Origin of the sequence: Streptomyces sp. NPDC001890 (assembly GCF_042891445.1) — a bacterium.
In the GTDB taxonomy this organism is placed as follows: Bacteria; Actinomycetota; Actinomycetes; order Streptomycetales; family Streptomycetaceae; genus Streptomyces.
The window spans coordinates 202,298-213,812 of the sequence record NZ_JBIATE010000015.1 but is presented as its reverse complement, the minus strand read 5'-3'; the positions used below and the strand labels follow the sequence as shown (position 1 = coordinate 213,812).

The following is an 11,515-nucleotide window of genomic DNA, read 5'->3' as shown; positions in this document are numbered from 1 at the left end:
ACCTCAAACACCCCCATCACCACAACACACCACAACCACCAGCCAGAACAGTCACACTCATCCCACCCACCAAACCCACCAGCAGACGCCAGAAGAGTCCTTAAAGCAGCGGTATTGGGCCTAGCCGAGAGATCGCCAAGGTCTTGAAATCGGACAATTCCGTCAACTGCTCATCGCGTGTGCTGATTCGCCTTCTCAGCTCAGCGTTGTGCTTCTTGAGCCGCTCGATTTGCGCGACTCGCGGATCAAGGATCTCCCCGGCGTCTCGAAGCTCCCTAAGCCGCCGCTCGAACTCCTCGGCCAGGTGCTGGTAGGCGCCGGGCCTTGTGGTGCCATCGCGGTTCGTCTTGGGATAGAAGCCGGTGCGGGTCACCCCGGCCAGAGCGGCGAGGGTCTTGAGGTCTGTCTTTCCCCCAGGCGGCAGGTTCCCGCTCAGGATCCGCTCCATGGCAGCCCGGATCGCGGCCTCGTTACGGGTCTTGGTCTCCTCGGTGAGCCGGGCCATCTCAGTCCTTTCCAACGGGCGCCGCAGCTTGGGAGGCGGCGCCGATCTCGGCGACGACCCGTCACGGTTCCCGCGACCAGTCCCGGCTCGGCTTCATCGGGCACGATCACTTTTGTCCAGTCCGTGTCCGCCGCCGCCCGTTGGGCATCACGTCGGACCTTCGACTCCATGCCCTCGCGAGGCAACGGGCCTCCAAGCTCGACCATCATGGCCAGGTTGCATCGCATCCGAACATAGGCGTCGACATCGCCGTACTCAACATCACGTAGCAGCATCCGTGTTGCTCCCTTGCCTACTGGTCTCATGCTTCTCCCGCGATCATTCCGGGAGGCTGTCGGATATGGACGTCATGGCTGGCGGTTGCTGACAACGGCTGCGTAGGCGGCCCAGTCGCCGGCTGATGTTTTCTGCCACTGGACGGCAACTTGGATGTGGACGCCGAGTACCCGGGCGAGGATGGCTGCGGGCAGTTCAGCGGCAAGGGTGAACAGTGCGGTGGAGCGGTCCTGACGGGGCCGGATCCCGATCTCGTGGAGGCGCTGGGCGATCCGATCGTCGCGGAGGGGGTGCCCGGGGCGGCCCCCGGGAACAGTCAGGGGACATCGTCTGGGGTTCCGATCTTGGCTTTGCCGCGTCGGGTCGCGACGAGTTCGCGGATCAGGCCGGCCAGCGGTTCGGGGAGGACGACCGGTGAGGTGCCGAATGTGATTGCGACGGTGTCGTCGTCGACCGAGACGGCGAGGATGACGGCCTCCCCCGGCGAGAAGGGCCTGCGGCTCTGCTCGCGCCGGGCCATCACGAACAGCACGGAGGACGGGGCGTAGATGATGAGACAGGCGCTGGCCCAGTACCCGACGGCCGAGAAGAACCCGAGGTACTCGCCGAACCCGGCCTTGGCGTAGGCGTAGACCCCGGCATCGAGGTCCGGTCTGCGGACCGCGAGCGCCTGGAAGACGAAGGCGAGCATCAGCATGCCGGTCCCGGCGACCGCCCAGGCAATGAGGGCCCCGGCGGCGCCGGTCTCCTCGGAGAACCGGCGCGGCAGGGAGAACACACCGGCCCCGACCATGGAGCCGACCACCATCGCGGTCAGTGTCGGAACGGTCAGCTTGGCGGCCTGTCCGGCGGCCGGTGCCGCGTCTCACGTCGAAGCCCCGAGAACATCTACCGAAAATACGCATTACGGACATTAGTAATCCGGTGGTTGAATCGCCCGCAACCCGGCGGAACCGCCGGTCAGCCCGTGGGAAGGAGTCCGAGCGGCAGGCCGCGGACCCGGGATTCGATCTCGTCCCGGATCGGGCGGACCGCGTCGGCCCTGCTTCTGGTCCGGGCACCGTCTGCCGCGACCGGGAACGGCTGCGCTTCGACTACCTGGACCACGCCGGTTCGCCCCCCCCGCCGCGTCGTGGAGCCGTACCGGGCGGTGAACCGGGGCCGGCGCTGGTACCTGGTCGCGTGGGACGTCGAGCGCGAGGACTGGCGGACCTTCCGCGTCGACCGGATCGAGCCCCGCATCCCGACCGGACCGCGCTTCCCCCCGCGCGACCCGCCCGGCGGCGACGTGGCGGCGTACGTCTCCCGACGGGTGTCGGCCGCGGCCTGGCGCCACCACGCGCGGGTGACCGTCCACGCCCCGGCCTCGGCGTTGATCGAGCGGATCAACCCCGGCGTCGGCATCGTCGAGGCGCTCGACGCCGACACCTGCGTCCTGACCACCGGCGCCGACACCGTGCAGACCCTCGCGGTCCACCTCGGCACGCTCGACTTCGACTTCGACGTCACCGAACCCCCGGAACTGGTCGACCGCCTGCGCCGGCTCGCGGAGCGCTACGCCCGTTCCACGCGCGCCGATTGACCGCCGGCCGTTGCCAGGACCTCCGAGAGGAACCCCTGGAGCACCTGCCGCAGGACGTCGGGCCGCTCCAGGTGGACATCGTGTCCCGTCCCCGGGATGCTCACGGCGACCGTATGCGGCCGTTGTCGGAACATGCCGTCGGCCTCCTGCGGCGTGATGATTCCGGATTGCCCGAGGACGGTCAGGGTCGGGCATGCTACGCCTGCCCATTCGTCCCAGTAGGAACGCCGGACGTTCTCGGCCAGGGAGCCGACCATCACATCGCGGTCGAAGCGTGGCCACCATCCACCGTCGCGTTCTTCGAGCCCGGCCGCCCAGCCCTCGCCGACCGGTCCGCCGCCGAGGAACCGTACGGCTGCCTGCCTCGTGGGAAAAGGCGTCGGCCAGGTGTCGAGCCAACTGCCGATCTCGGCGGGAAGCTCCGGACCCGCCCCGCCGGGCCCGGCCTCGACGAGTACGAGCGCGCGGATCAGGCCGGGGTGCGCGGCAGCGGTGAGCATGGCGGTGTGGCCGCCGAGCGACTGACCCATCAGAACCGGCTGCCGGAGGGCCAGTTGATCGATGACCGCGACGGCATCCGCTACGTACGCGGCACGGGAGACGTCGCCCGGGTGGCGTTCGCTGGCGCCGTGGCCTCGTTGGTCGACGGCGATGACCCGGTACCGGGGACTCAGGCCCCGGGCCACGACGTCCCATTCGCCCGCGTGACCGGCCAGCCCGTGCAGAAGGACGAGAGGATGTCCGGTTCCGCCCCAGTCGCGGCAGGAGATGCGGACACCCTCGCGTACGACGGTGCGCTCGGACCAGTTCATGTGTCTTCTCCCGGTTTCACGGACGGTCGGGCCAGGCGCTTCGCCGGATCAGCGGTGGGCGGCGAGGAAGGCGCGGACGCCGGCGGCGGCGTAGTGGTCGAGGTCCGCCTCGGTGTGCTGGGCACTGCCGTGGAACATGGCCTTGTTCACGGGGATCCACAGCAACAGGCCGGCGAAGTGATGGGCCGCCAGCATCGGGTCGTCGGTCCGCAGCAGGCCCTCGTCGGCGAGATGCCGGAAGGTTTCCGACAGAGTGACCAGAACCCTTTCGAAGCCCTGCTCGTACCAGGCGGCACCCAGCTCGGGGAAGGCATCGGCGTTGGCGATGATCAGACGTCGCAGCTGAAGGACCTGGGGGCGGGTGAGGGCGGCCAGGAACTGGCGGGCGAGCCGGTTCAGGTTCTCTTCCAGGGCGTCGGCGTCCGCGGGGACGGCGGCCACCAGGTCGATCATGCCGTCGATGCGATCGGTGGTGGCCAGGACGATCTCGGAGAACAGCTTCTCCTTGTCCGCGAAGTGTTTGTAGACCGTCTGTTTGGACACCGCGGCCAGTTTCGCGATGTCGTCCATGCTTGTTCCCGAGTAGCCCTTGCTCAGGAACACCGTGGTCGCGGCCTCCAGGATCGCCTGGTGCTTGCGTGCTGAACGGCTGTCCATCGCCAACAACTTCCTTCCTGCCTCGGTTGGCCCCCATCGAAGAGTACTGGACTGACCAGTACTCATGTGGGTACTGTACCGTCCAGTTCCAAAAGCGCCAGGGATTCCGTCCCTGTGCGTGCGCACTGCGTATGAACATGAATGGGAGTGGGGATCTCGCATGGACAAGGTGTTCTCGTCCGACGGCACGGCCATCGCCTACGAGCAGCAGGGCTCGGGCCCCGCGGTGGTGCTCGTCGGCGGTGCCTTCATGACTCGGGGCGACTCCGCCGCGCTCGCCGGCCTGCTGGCCGAGCGGTTCACCGTGATCACGTACGACCGCCGGGGCCGCGGCGACAGCGGGGACAGCGCGGCGTACGACGTGCAGCGCGAGGTCGACGATCTGGACGCGCTGATCGAGCGCGTGGGCGGCGAGGCGATGGTCTTCGGGATGTCCTCCGGTGCGGTGCTGGCACTGGAGGCCGTGGCCCGGGGCAGTGCCGTGTCCCGCCTGGCCCTGTACGAACCGCCGTTCATCGTCGACACCACCCGCCCTGCGCTGCCCGCCGACTACGTCGACCACCTGAAGGCGCTCGTGGCCGAGGAGGCGTACGGCGATGCTGTCGCCTACTTCATGACCGCGGCCGTGGGCATGCCCGCCGAGGCCGTCGCCGGGATGCGGCAAGCCCCCTTCTGGGCCGGGATGGAGGCCGCCGCCCGCACCCTGCCGTACGACGGGCAGGTCATGGGCGACACCATGTCGGGCCGCCCCCTGCCCGCCGACCGCTGGCAGTCCGTGACGGTCCCCGTCCTCGTCGGCAGCGGCGATGCCGACGAGGACATGCTGAAGGGGGCGCGCGAACTCGCCGCGCTGGCGGACAACTTCACCCTGCACACCCTTCCCGGCCAGGACCACAACATCGACCCGGAGTCCCTCGCTCCCGTCCTGGACGGCTTCTTCGCCGCCGGGCAGCAGGTCTGAGCAGGGCTCCAGAACCACCACACCTACGTACGCACATGTACATGCGCGCAGGAGGAGACAACGACATGACCGCACCGGTGAACGGCCCCGCCAGCTACTTCCCCTCGATCGAGAAGAAGTACGGCCGCCCGATCGAGGATTGGAAGAACCTCATCCGCACATCGCCCCTGACCAAGCACATGGAGCTCGTCACCTGGCTGAAGACCGAGCACGGCCTGGGCCACGGCCATGCCAACGCCCTCGTCGCACACACCCTGGCCGAGGCGAAGTCCGGCGCCGAATAGCGGTTTGTGCACACTGCCGGTCGCGGGGTCGAGTCCGGCTGTTGTCGTGCGGGTATGGATCTCTTATGAAATGGTCGTCACCGCAACCCGGTTCGCGTTCACGCGGACGGCGGCGGGCGGTGGCGAACCGTACGTAAGGTCCGCGACGTCCCGTACACCTCGGGCTGAAGGGAAACGAATGGCTAGTCCTCTGTCCGCCTCCGCTGTGCTCAAGGCGTTGCGCGCCGAGGGCGTGCGCGTGGTCGAGGTCGGCAACTGGCGTACTCACAACCGCAATTCGAAGGGCCCTTGGGGCCCGGTCAACGGCAGCATCGTGCATCACACGGTCACCAAGGGAACGGCGGCGACCGTGGCCATGGTCCGGGACGGATACGCGTCCCTGCCCGGCCCGCTGTGCCACGGGATGATCGCGAAGGACGGCCGGGTGCACATGGTCGGCTGGGGCCGGGCGAATCACGCCGGTGGCGGCGATCCCAAGGTGCTGGAGCAGGTCATAGCGGAGTCGTATGGCACCCGCCCGACTCCGCCGACCCGCGGCAACAGCAACGGGGTCGACGGCAACGCCCGGTTCTACGGATGGGAGTGCGAGAACCTCGGCGACGGCAAGGACCCCTGGCCCAAGGCCCAGTACGACGCGATCGTCCGCGTCCAGGCCGCCCTGTGCCGGGCGCACAAATGGTCGGCGAAGTCCGTGATAGGCCACCTGGAGTGGTCGAACGACAAGGTCGACCCCCGCGGCTTCACCATGCCCGCGCTCCGCGCCGATGTTGCCGAGCGGCTCAAGCACCCCGCGAGCTGGAACCCTGGCTCGGACCAGGAGGAGGACCCCATGGCAGGCATCACCAAGCGCGACATCTTCGACGCCGTGTGGAAGACCGACGCGATCGGCGGTCCGGCGGACGCGGCGGACCACTCGACGAATCCGACATGGCAGCCGCAGTCCATCCTGAAGGACATGCAGGCCCGCATCCGGTCCATGGACAGGCGGATGGCCGCCCAGACCGCCGCGATCACCGCGCTCGCCGGTCAGGTCGGCACGGGCGCCGACACGCGGACCGTCGTCGCCGCGGTCGAGGCCGCGATCGAACGGGCCGTCATCGACACCGACACCGACACCGAAGCCGACACCGAAAGCGGCGCCGCCTAGGGACAGCCCTTAGGCTCCCGCCGGCCGGCTTTCCGTCGCGGAGCCGGGCAGGGCGCTCAGGGGCAGCAGTTGGGGACGCTTCGCGGTGCGGCCGGCGCCGGAGGACCGGCCGCGAAGGCGGCGTCCGAGCCAGGGGCCGAGGAACGCGGCGGCCCAGCGCAGTTCGGCCGCCGCGGTCTGACGGCCCGTGGGGGCCTTCCGCGGCGGCAGGGCGCGGGTCCAGGCATCGCTGCTTCCGGGCAGGTGAAGGGCTTCGGCGAAGGCTGCGGCGATCCGCTCGTGGCCCAGGGGACTGGCGTGGAGCCGGTCCGCACTCCACAGCCGGGGATCGGTGGCGACGGCCGCCCGGCCGGTTTCGGCGACCGTGACCCCGTGGCGGGCGGCCGCGGACCGGATGCACGTGTTGAGGTCGGACACGCGGGACCTGATCGGCCGGGCGAGGGGCACGATCTGCCCCACGTCGGGGAAGGTCAGCGTCACCACATGGGCCCCGGCCGCGGTGAGCGCGGCGAACATCTCCTCCATGTGCCCGGCCACCTCGGCCGCGTCGAACCGGGGCCGGAGCAGATCGTTGACCCCGGAGACAACGGTGGCCAGATCGGGCCGCAGATCCAGGGCGGGCCCCAGCTGTTCGGCGCGGACCTGTCCGGCGACACGGCCGCGTACGGCGAGGTTGGCGTACCGAAGGCCCGGGTCGACGGCCGTGAGGTGCTCGGCGAGCCGGTCGGCGAAGCCCCGCAGCCCGACGGTGTCGTCACCGTCGCCGAGCCCTTCGGTCTGGCTGTCGCCCAGGGCGACGTAGCGCAGGTACTCACCGTTCGGCATGCGTCGACTGCCTTTCCCGGAGTACGGCCGCGATCCGCCGGCACCAGTCCCGGTGCTCCTGCTCGAAGGCCAGGCCGCGCAGACAGGTCAGATACGGCCCGATCCGCTCGCCCCGGAGGAGGAACTCCTCCTCGTCCATGTCGCCGCGCAGCTGCCGCAGCAGCTTGCCGAGAAGCTCGATCTTGGCCTCGGCCGCGGACGCCCGCTCCTGGAGCTGCTCGATCACCGAATCCGTGCCGATGCGGTCGGCGACCTGGACCTTGACGAGCAGATCGTCGCGGATGAACGAGGGCTTCGACACGGCTGCGGCGAAGTTCTCCAGCTCGGCGCGACCGGCGTCGGTGACCTGGAAGAGGCGTTTGTTGGGCCGGGTCTCCTGGACCACCTGCCGCCCCGCGACCAGACCTTCCTTCTCCAGCTTGGCCAGCTCCGCGTACAGCTGCTGCGGCAGGGCGTGCCAGAAGTTCGCGACGCCGATGTCGAACGCCTTCGCCAGCTGGTATCCGCTGTACTCGCCGTCCAGCAGCGCCGCCAGCACGGCATGTCGCAAGGCCATCGAAGCGACCCCTTCCCTTTCCTCGTCCGCCACTGCATCATACTCAAGAAAATGACTAATCACATTCTTGTGTATCAGGAGGAGCCATGGAGGTCATGGAGACCGTGGAGACCACCGAACGCTTCCGCGCCGCCGTGGAGAAGGGCGAACTGGCCGCGCTGGGCGACCTGTTCACCGAGGACATCCGCCTCTACAGCCCCGTGAAGTTCACCCCGTTCGAAGGCAGGCCCATGGTGCTGGGGCTCTTCGGCGTACTGCTGCGCACCTTCGAGGACTTCCGCTACGTCGGACACTTCGAGGGCACGGCCGAGACGAGTGCCGACGGCGAGGAAGCCCCGTCGACGGTCCTGCTCTTCCGCGCCACCGTGAACGGCAAGCAGATCCACGGCATCGACCTGCTCCAGTTCGACGGGGCGGGCCGGATCAAGGAGTTCACCGTGATGGTCCGCCCCCAGTCCGCCGTGCACGCCCTGGGCCAGGCGGTGCTCGACGGCCTGATCGCCGACGGCCTCGTCCCCGGGGCCGTCGACCGTTGATGCCCGATACGGCATGATCCTCAGCCTCCTGGCACGACGGGACAGCCGTCAGCCCCTGATACGAGCCGGGTTCGTGCGCCGCGCGAGTCGGAGGAGCGAACCGAGGCGCTGCGCGGTTCCCGCCCGGGGCGTCGAACCCGGATGCGCGCGGACGGTCGGTGCTGGGACACTTCCGGCATGCCGCTTGTCGAAGCCTTGCCCGGGGTGTCCATCGAGTACGAGACCTTCGGTGACCCCGCTGATCCCGCCGTTCTGCTCGTGACGGGTTTCAGCGCCCAGATGATCGCCTGGCACGAGGACTTCTGCCGAGCGCTCGCCGAACGTGGACGCTACGTGATCCGGTACGACAACCGCGACTGCGGGCTGTCCACCAAATTCGACGAACATCCCGTCGACATGGGCCGGTTCATCGAAGTTGTGAGCTCCGGCGACATCCCGTTCGCCCAGGCGATGGCGCCCTACAAGCTGCAGGACATGGCCGACGACGGCCTCGGCCTGCTCGCCGCGCTCGGCATCGAGCGGGCCCACGTGGTCGGGTCCTCGATGGGCGGCATGATCGCCCAGACGATGGCCATCAGCCGGCCGGAGCGAGTGCTGACCCTGACGTCGATGATGTCCTCGACCGGCGAGCCCGACTACGGACAGCCCAGCCCCGAGGCCCAGGCAGTGGTCTCCAGTCCGAAACCATCGGACCGCGAGGGGTACATCGCGGCGGCGGAGAAGGACCTGGTGTGGGCCTCCAAGCGGTACGGCGACCCGGCGCCCCTGCGTGAGCTGGCTGCCCGGAGCTACGACCGCGCCCACTACCCGGCCGGTGCCGGGCGGCAACTCGCGGCAATGATCCTCAGTGGATCGCGCACCGACGCGCTGCGCGGGCTCCGAGTGCCGACCCTGGTGATCCACGGTCTGGACGACACGCTGACCGACCCCAGCGGGGGCAGGCGCACCGCCGAACTGGTGCCCGGCGCGAGGCTCCTGCTGCTCGCCGACATGGGGCACGACCGGCCCCGCGAACTCTGGCCCGAGATCATCGACGCCCTGGAGACCCACACCCGTTGAGCGGCCGTGCTCAGGCCGTGGTCAGGCCGTGAACCAGCGCCCGACCGCCGCCCGCAGCCCGGCCAGTTCGGCCGGGTCCGGGACGGGGGAGCCGCTGGCCCAGGCCACGTATCCGTCCGGGCGGATCAGCAGGGCGGAGAGGCCGGCCGGGCCGCCACCCCGTGCGACGACGGGATCGATGGTGTCCTGGTCCTTCGCCAGTACGGCCGCCGCCGACCGGTCCTCGGTCAGGTCGATCAGCAACGGCCGGGCGCTCCGGGCGAGTTCGGCGAGCCGGACCTTCTCCGTCCCGGTGACCAGCTCCAGTTCCGGTGCGAAGTGGCCGACCGCGGGGTGGGGGTCGGTGAGGCCCATCTCGTAGCGCACATCGGTTCCCGCGGTGAGATCGGCGAGGCGCTGGACGACCTCCTTTTCGGTGAGCAGCTCGGTGAAGAGTTCGCGCAGGGCCGTGGTGTCGCTCCCCGGAGCGGTGAGCGCGGACTGCGCCTCGGAGTTGAGCACCATGCGGCGGGCGGCCAGACGGCGCTCGGTGTCGTAGCTGTCGAGCAGGCCGGGCGGGGCGGTGTCGCGCAGCGTGGCGGCGAGCTTCCAGCCGAGGTTGGCGGCGTCCTGCAGGCCCAGGTTCAGCCCGGGACCGCCGCCGGAGGCGTACACGTGGGCGGCGTCGCCGACGAGGAGGACCCGGCGGTCGCGGAACCGGTCGGCGACCCGGGTGTTGCCGCCCGCCAGCCGCCGCAGCACATGCGGGCCCGTGCCGTCCGGTGGGCCGAGCGGCAGGTCGACGCCGAGGACGCGGCGGACACTCGCCTCCATTTCGGCCAGGGTCATCGGCTCGTCCGTCGCGGGCTGGTCCCATTCGGTGGTGCTGACCAGCGGTGGCTGACCGGGGAACGGCGCGTAGGAGAAGCCGCCCCGGTCGGTGCGGTGGGGCAGGAAGGGCAGGACCGGCCCGTGGCCGGGAACGGTGAGGGCGCCGTTGCCCGGGTCGACCCAGTCGGCCGGGACGGTGACGTGGGCGGTGCGGTTGGTGCGGCGGTCGTGGCTGACGCCGGGGAACCCGATCCCGGAGAGCTTGCGGATCACGCTGTGCGCGCCGTCCGCGCCGACCACGTAGCGGGCGCGGAGCTGCCGGTCGCCGTCGGGGCCGGTGACGTCGAGGGTGACGGCGTCCTCGTCCTGGGCGACGGCACGGACCCGGTGCCCGCGCCGCAGGTCGACGCCGAGCGAGCGGGCGCGCTCCTCCAGGACCTGAACGATGCGGTGCTGCGGGGCGGCCAGGCCGAAGACCGGATTGGCGTCCAGTAGGCCGAGATCGAGGCCCATGGCGGCGAACATGAAGTAGGCGGAGTTCGGCTGCGGGGGTTCCGGGCTGCCGCTGAGCGGCTCGTACAGACCGCGGTGGTCGGCCAGGCGCACCACCTGGCCGAGCAGGCCGTTGGCCTTGGGCTCGGTGCTGGGCTCCGGGAGTTGTTCGAGCACGATCGGGCTGATGCCGGCCAGGCTCAGCTCGCAGGCCAGCATCAGCCCGTTCGGGCCGCCTCCCACGATGATCACGTCGGCTGTCACGGTCGTGCCTCCTTGGTACGGAAGGGGGAGAGAAGAGGGCGTCGGCGTGCGGTGGTGGTCAGCGTTCTTCGCTCGGGACCGGCAGGCCGGCGGCGAGCTGCTCGAAGACCTGGGCCAGGACCGCGCCGAGCGGCGCGGGGTCGTCGGCGCGCAGACTGTGCTCGACGGCCGTCGCGCTGCCCGCCGCCACCACGGCGGCGACCAGCTTCGGGTAGACGTCGCGTTCGGCGTCGGTGCCGGTGCGGCGGGCGACGGCCTCGGCCAGCGCCTGCTGGGCGGCGGCGTTGGCCTTGACGATCTCACCGGCCAGCGCGGGTTCGCCCAGCATCAGCCGCACCCCCTCGCGCCACCGCTCGTTCTGCGGTGCGTTCCGGGACGCGGGGGTCTTCGGCGGTACGAACCGGCCGACGACCGCGTGGAGCAGCGAGTCCCAGAGCGGTTCGCCGGCCGGGCGAGCGAGCAGGTCCTCGGCGACCTGCAGCATCCTCTCCAGGTGGCTGGCGGCGATCGCCTCGGCCTTGCCGGCGAAGTAGTTGCGGAAGGTGCGGACGGAGACGTTGGCCTCGGCCGCGATCTGATCAACCGTCACATCGGCCCAGCCGTGCAGGACGCAGAGGCGGATCGCCGCCTGGCTCAGGGCGACCCGGGTCTCCCGCTTCTTGCGCTCACGGAGTCCGGGCTGCCTGGCCGTACGGGCCTCGTCTGCAGGTGTCATGCGAGCAGCGTAGAGCAAATCTTGCCGTCACGGC

14 protein-coding genes are annotated in these 11,515 nt (G+C 70.0%); 6 read left to right on the top strand and 8 right to left on the bottom strand.

Annotated features, from left to right (window positions below):
• Positions 1-100: 100 nt before the first annotated feature.
• Together ACFYY1_RS29740 and ACFYY1_RS29735 are read right to left on the bottom strand one after the other, a co-directional pair.
• Entirely contained in the window at positions 101-505 is a 405-nt protein-coding gene (locus ACFYY1_RS29740; protein WP_388591061.1) for a hypothetical protein, read from the bottom strand.
• A gap of 592 nt (positions 506-1,097) precedes the next feature.
• Positions 1,098-1,613, bottom strand: coding sequence for an amino acid permease (locus ACFYY1_RS29735; protein ID WP_388591076.1), 516 nt, complete (start codon positions 1,611-1,613; stop codon positions 1,098-1,100).
• Between the two features lie 318 nt (positions 1,614-1,931).
• Between ACFYY1_RS29735 and ACFYY1_RS29730 the strand changes: the two genes are divergently transcribed.
• Positions 1,932-2,363 (top strand): WYL domain-containing protein, encoded by a 432-nt coding sequence (locus ACFYY1_RS29730; RefSeq protein WP_388591060.1) that lies wholly within the window; start codon positions 1,932-1,934, stop codon positions 2,361-2,363.
• Here the strand turns inward: ACFYY1_RS29730 and ACFYY1_RS29725 are convergent.
• Complete coding sequence (locus ACFYY1_RS29725) at positions 2,336-3,175, bottom strand: alpha/beta fold hydrolase (RefSeq protein ID WP_388591059.1); 840 nt, start codon at positions 3,173-3,175, stop codon at positions 2,336-2,338. The two genes, ACFYY1_RS29730 and ACFYY1_RS29725, sit on opposite strands and share 28 nt — an antisense overlap.
• Before the next feature lie 48 nt (positions 3,176-3,223).
• The gene (locus ACFYY1_RS29720; protein WP_388591057.1) at positions 3,224-3,832 is read right to left on the bottom strand and encodes a TetR/AcrR family transcriptional regulator; all 609 of its coding nucleotides are present in this window, start codon (positions 3,830-3,832) and stop codon (positions 3,224-3,226) included.
• Between the two features lie 160 nt (positions 3,833-3,992).
• Here ACFYY1_RS29720 and ACFYY1_RS29715 point away from each other — a divergent pair, with 160 nt between their 5' ends.
• The 3 genes from ACFYY1_RS29715 to ACFYY1_RS29705 all read left to right on the top strand — a co-directional run bounded on the left by ACFYY1_RS29715 (position 3,993) and on the right by ACFYY1_RS29705 (position 6,224).
• On the top strand, positions 3,993-4,793 hold the full coding sequence (locus ACFYY1_RS29715) for an alpha/beta fold hydrolase (RefSeq protein ID WP_388591056.1): 801 nt from the start codon (positions 3,993-3,995) through the stop codon (positions 4,791-4,793).
• 65 nt (positions 4,794-4,858) lie between these two features.
• The gene (locus tag ACFYY1_RS29710) at positions 4,859-5,077 is read left to right on the top strand and encodes a DUF4287 domain-containing protein (RefSeq protein ID WP_388591054.1); all 219 of its coding nucleotides are present in this window, start codon (positions 4,859-4,861) and stop codon (positions 5,075-5,077) included.
• A gap of 178 nt (positions 5,078-5,255) precedes the next feature.
• Positions 5,256-6,224: an N-acetylmuramoyl-L-alanine amidase gene (locus tag ACFYY1_RS29705; protein ID WP_388591052.1), complete on the top strand. Its 969-nt coding sequence runs from the start codon at positions 5,256-5,258 to the stop codon at positions 6,222-6,224.
• A 9-nt stretch (positions 6,225-6,233) separates the two neighbouring features.
• Here the strand turns inward: ACFYY1_RS29705 and ACFYY1_RS29700 are convergent, their stop codons facing one another.
• Entirely contained in the window at positions 6,234-7,049 is an 816-nt protein-coding gene (locus ACFYY1_RS29700; protein ID WP_388591050.1) for an SGNH/GDSL hydrolase family protein, read from the bottom strand.
• Positions 7,036-7,605 (bottom strand): PadR family transcriptional regulator, encoded by a 570-nt coding sequence (locus tag ACFYY1_RS29695; protein WP_388591048.1) that lies wholly within the window; start codon positions 7,603-7,605, stop codon positions 7,036-7,038. Before ACFYY1_RS29695 ends, ACFYY1_RS29700 begins: the two co-directional genes overlap by 14 nt.
• A gap of 86 nt (positions 7,606-7,691) precedes the next feature.
• Between ACFYY1_RS29695 and ACFYY1_RS29690 the strand changes: the two genes are divergently transcribed.
• Together ACFYY1_RS29690 and ACFYY1_RS29685 are read left to right on the top strand one after the other, a co-directional pair.
• Entirely contained in the window at positions 7,692-8,141 is a 450-nt protein-coding gene (locus ACFYY1_RS29690; protein ID WP_388591047.1) for a nuclear transport factor 2 family protein, read from the top strand.
• 177 nt (positions 8,142-8,318) lie between these two features.
• Positions 8,319-9,200 (top strand): alpha/beta fold hydrolase, encoded by an 882-nt coding sequence (locus tag ACFYY1_RS29685; RefSeq protein ID WP_388591045.1) that lies wholly within the window; start codon positions 8,319-8,321, stop codon positions 9,198-9,200.
• Positions 9,201-9,221: 21 nt separating this feature from the next.
• On the opposite strand, the gene ACFYY1_RS29680 is transcribed toward ACFYY1_RS29685, so the two are convergent.
• Positions 9,222-10,766 carry an FAD-dependent monooxygenase gene (locus tag ACFYY1_RS29680; protein WP_388591044.1) on the bottom strand — a complete coding sequence of 515 codons (1,545 nt, stop codon included), beginning with the start codon at positions 10,764-10,766 and terminating at the stop codon, positions 9,222-9,224.
• 58 nt (positions 10,767-10,824) lie between these two features.
• A complete protein-coding gene (locus ACFYY1_RS29675; RefSeq protein ID WP_388591042.1) occupies positions 10,825-11,481 on the bottom strand; it encodes a TetR family transcriptional regulator in 657 nt (218 codons plus the stop codon).
• Positions 11,482-11,515: the final 34 nt, after the last annotated feature.

What these genes read in the sequence shown, in the direction of transcription:
- ACFYY1_RS29740 (WP_388591061.1), bottom strand. Translation starts at nt 505, where the DNA reads ATGGCCCGGCTCACCGAGGAGACCAAGACCCGTAACGAGGCCGCGATC.
- ACFYY1_RS29725 (WP_388591059.1), bottom strand. Translation starts at nt 3,175, where the DNA reads ATGAACTGGTCCGAGCGCACCGTCGTACGCGAGGGTGTCCGCATCTCC.
- ACFYY1_RS29720 (WP_388591057.1), bottom strand. Translation starts at nt 3,832, where the DNA reads ATGGACAGCCGTTCAGCACGCAAGCACCAGGCGATCCTGGAGGCCGCG.
- ACFYY1_RS29715 (WP_388591056.1), top strand. Translation starts at nt 3,993, where the DNA reads ATGGACAAGGTGTTCTCGTCCGACGGCACGGCCATCGCCTACGAGCAG.
- ACFYY1_RS29710 (WP_388591054.1), top strand. Translation starts at nt 4,859, where the DNA reads ATGACCGCACCGGTGAACGGCCCCGCCAGCTACTTCCCCTCGATCGAG.
- ACFYY1_RS29705 (WP_388591052.1), top strand. Translation starts at nt 5,256, where the DNA reads ATGGCTAGTCCTCTGTCCGCCTCCGCTGTGCTCAAGGCGTTGCGCGCC.
- ACFYY1_RS29700 (WP_388591050.1), bottom strand. Translation starts at nt 7,049, where the DNA reads ATGCCGAACGGTGAGTACCTGCGCTACGTCGCCCTGGGCGACAGCCAG.
- ACFYY1_RS29695 (WP_388591048.1), bottom strand. Translation starts at nt 7,605, where the DNA reads ATGGCCTTGCGACATGCCGTGCTGGCGGCGCTGCTGGACGGCGAGTAC.
- ACFYY1_RS29690 (WP_388591047.1), top strand. Translation starts at nt 7,692, where the DNA reads ATGGAGGTCATGGAGACCGTGGAGACCACCGAACGCTTCCGCGCCGCC.
- ACFYY1_RS29685 (WP_388591045.1), top strand. Translation starts at nt 8,319, where the DNA reads ATGCCGCTTGTCGAAGCCTTGCCCGGGGTGTCCATCGAGTACGAGACC.
- ACFYY1_RS29675 (WP_388591042.1), bottom strand. Translation starts at nt 11,481, where the DNA reads ATGACACCTGCAGACGAGGCCCGTACGGCCAGGCAGCCCGGACTCCGT.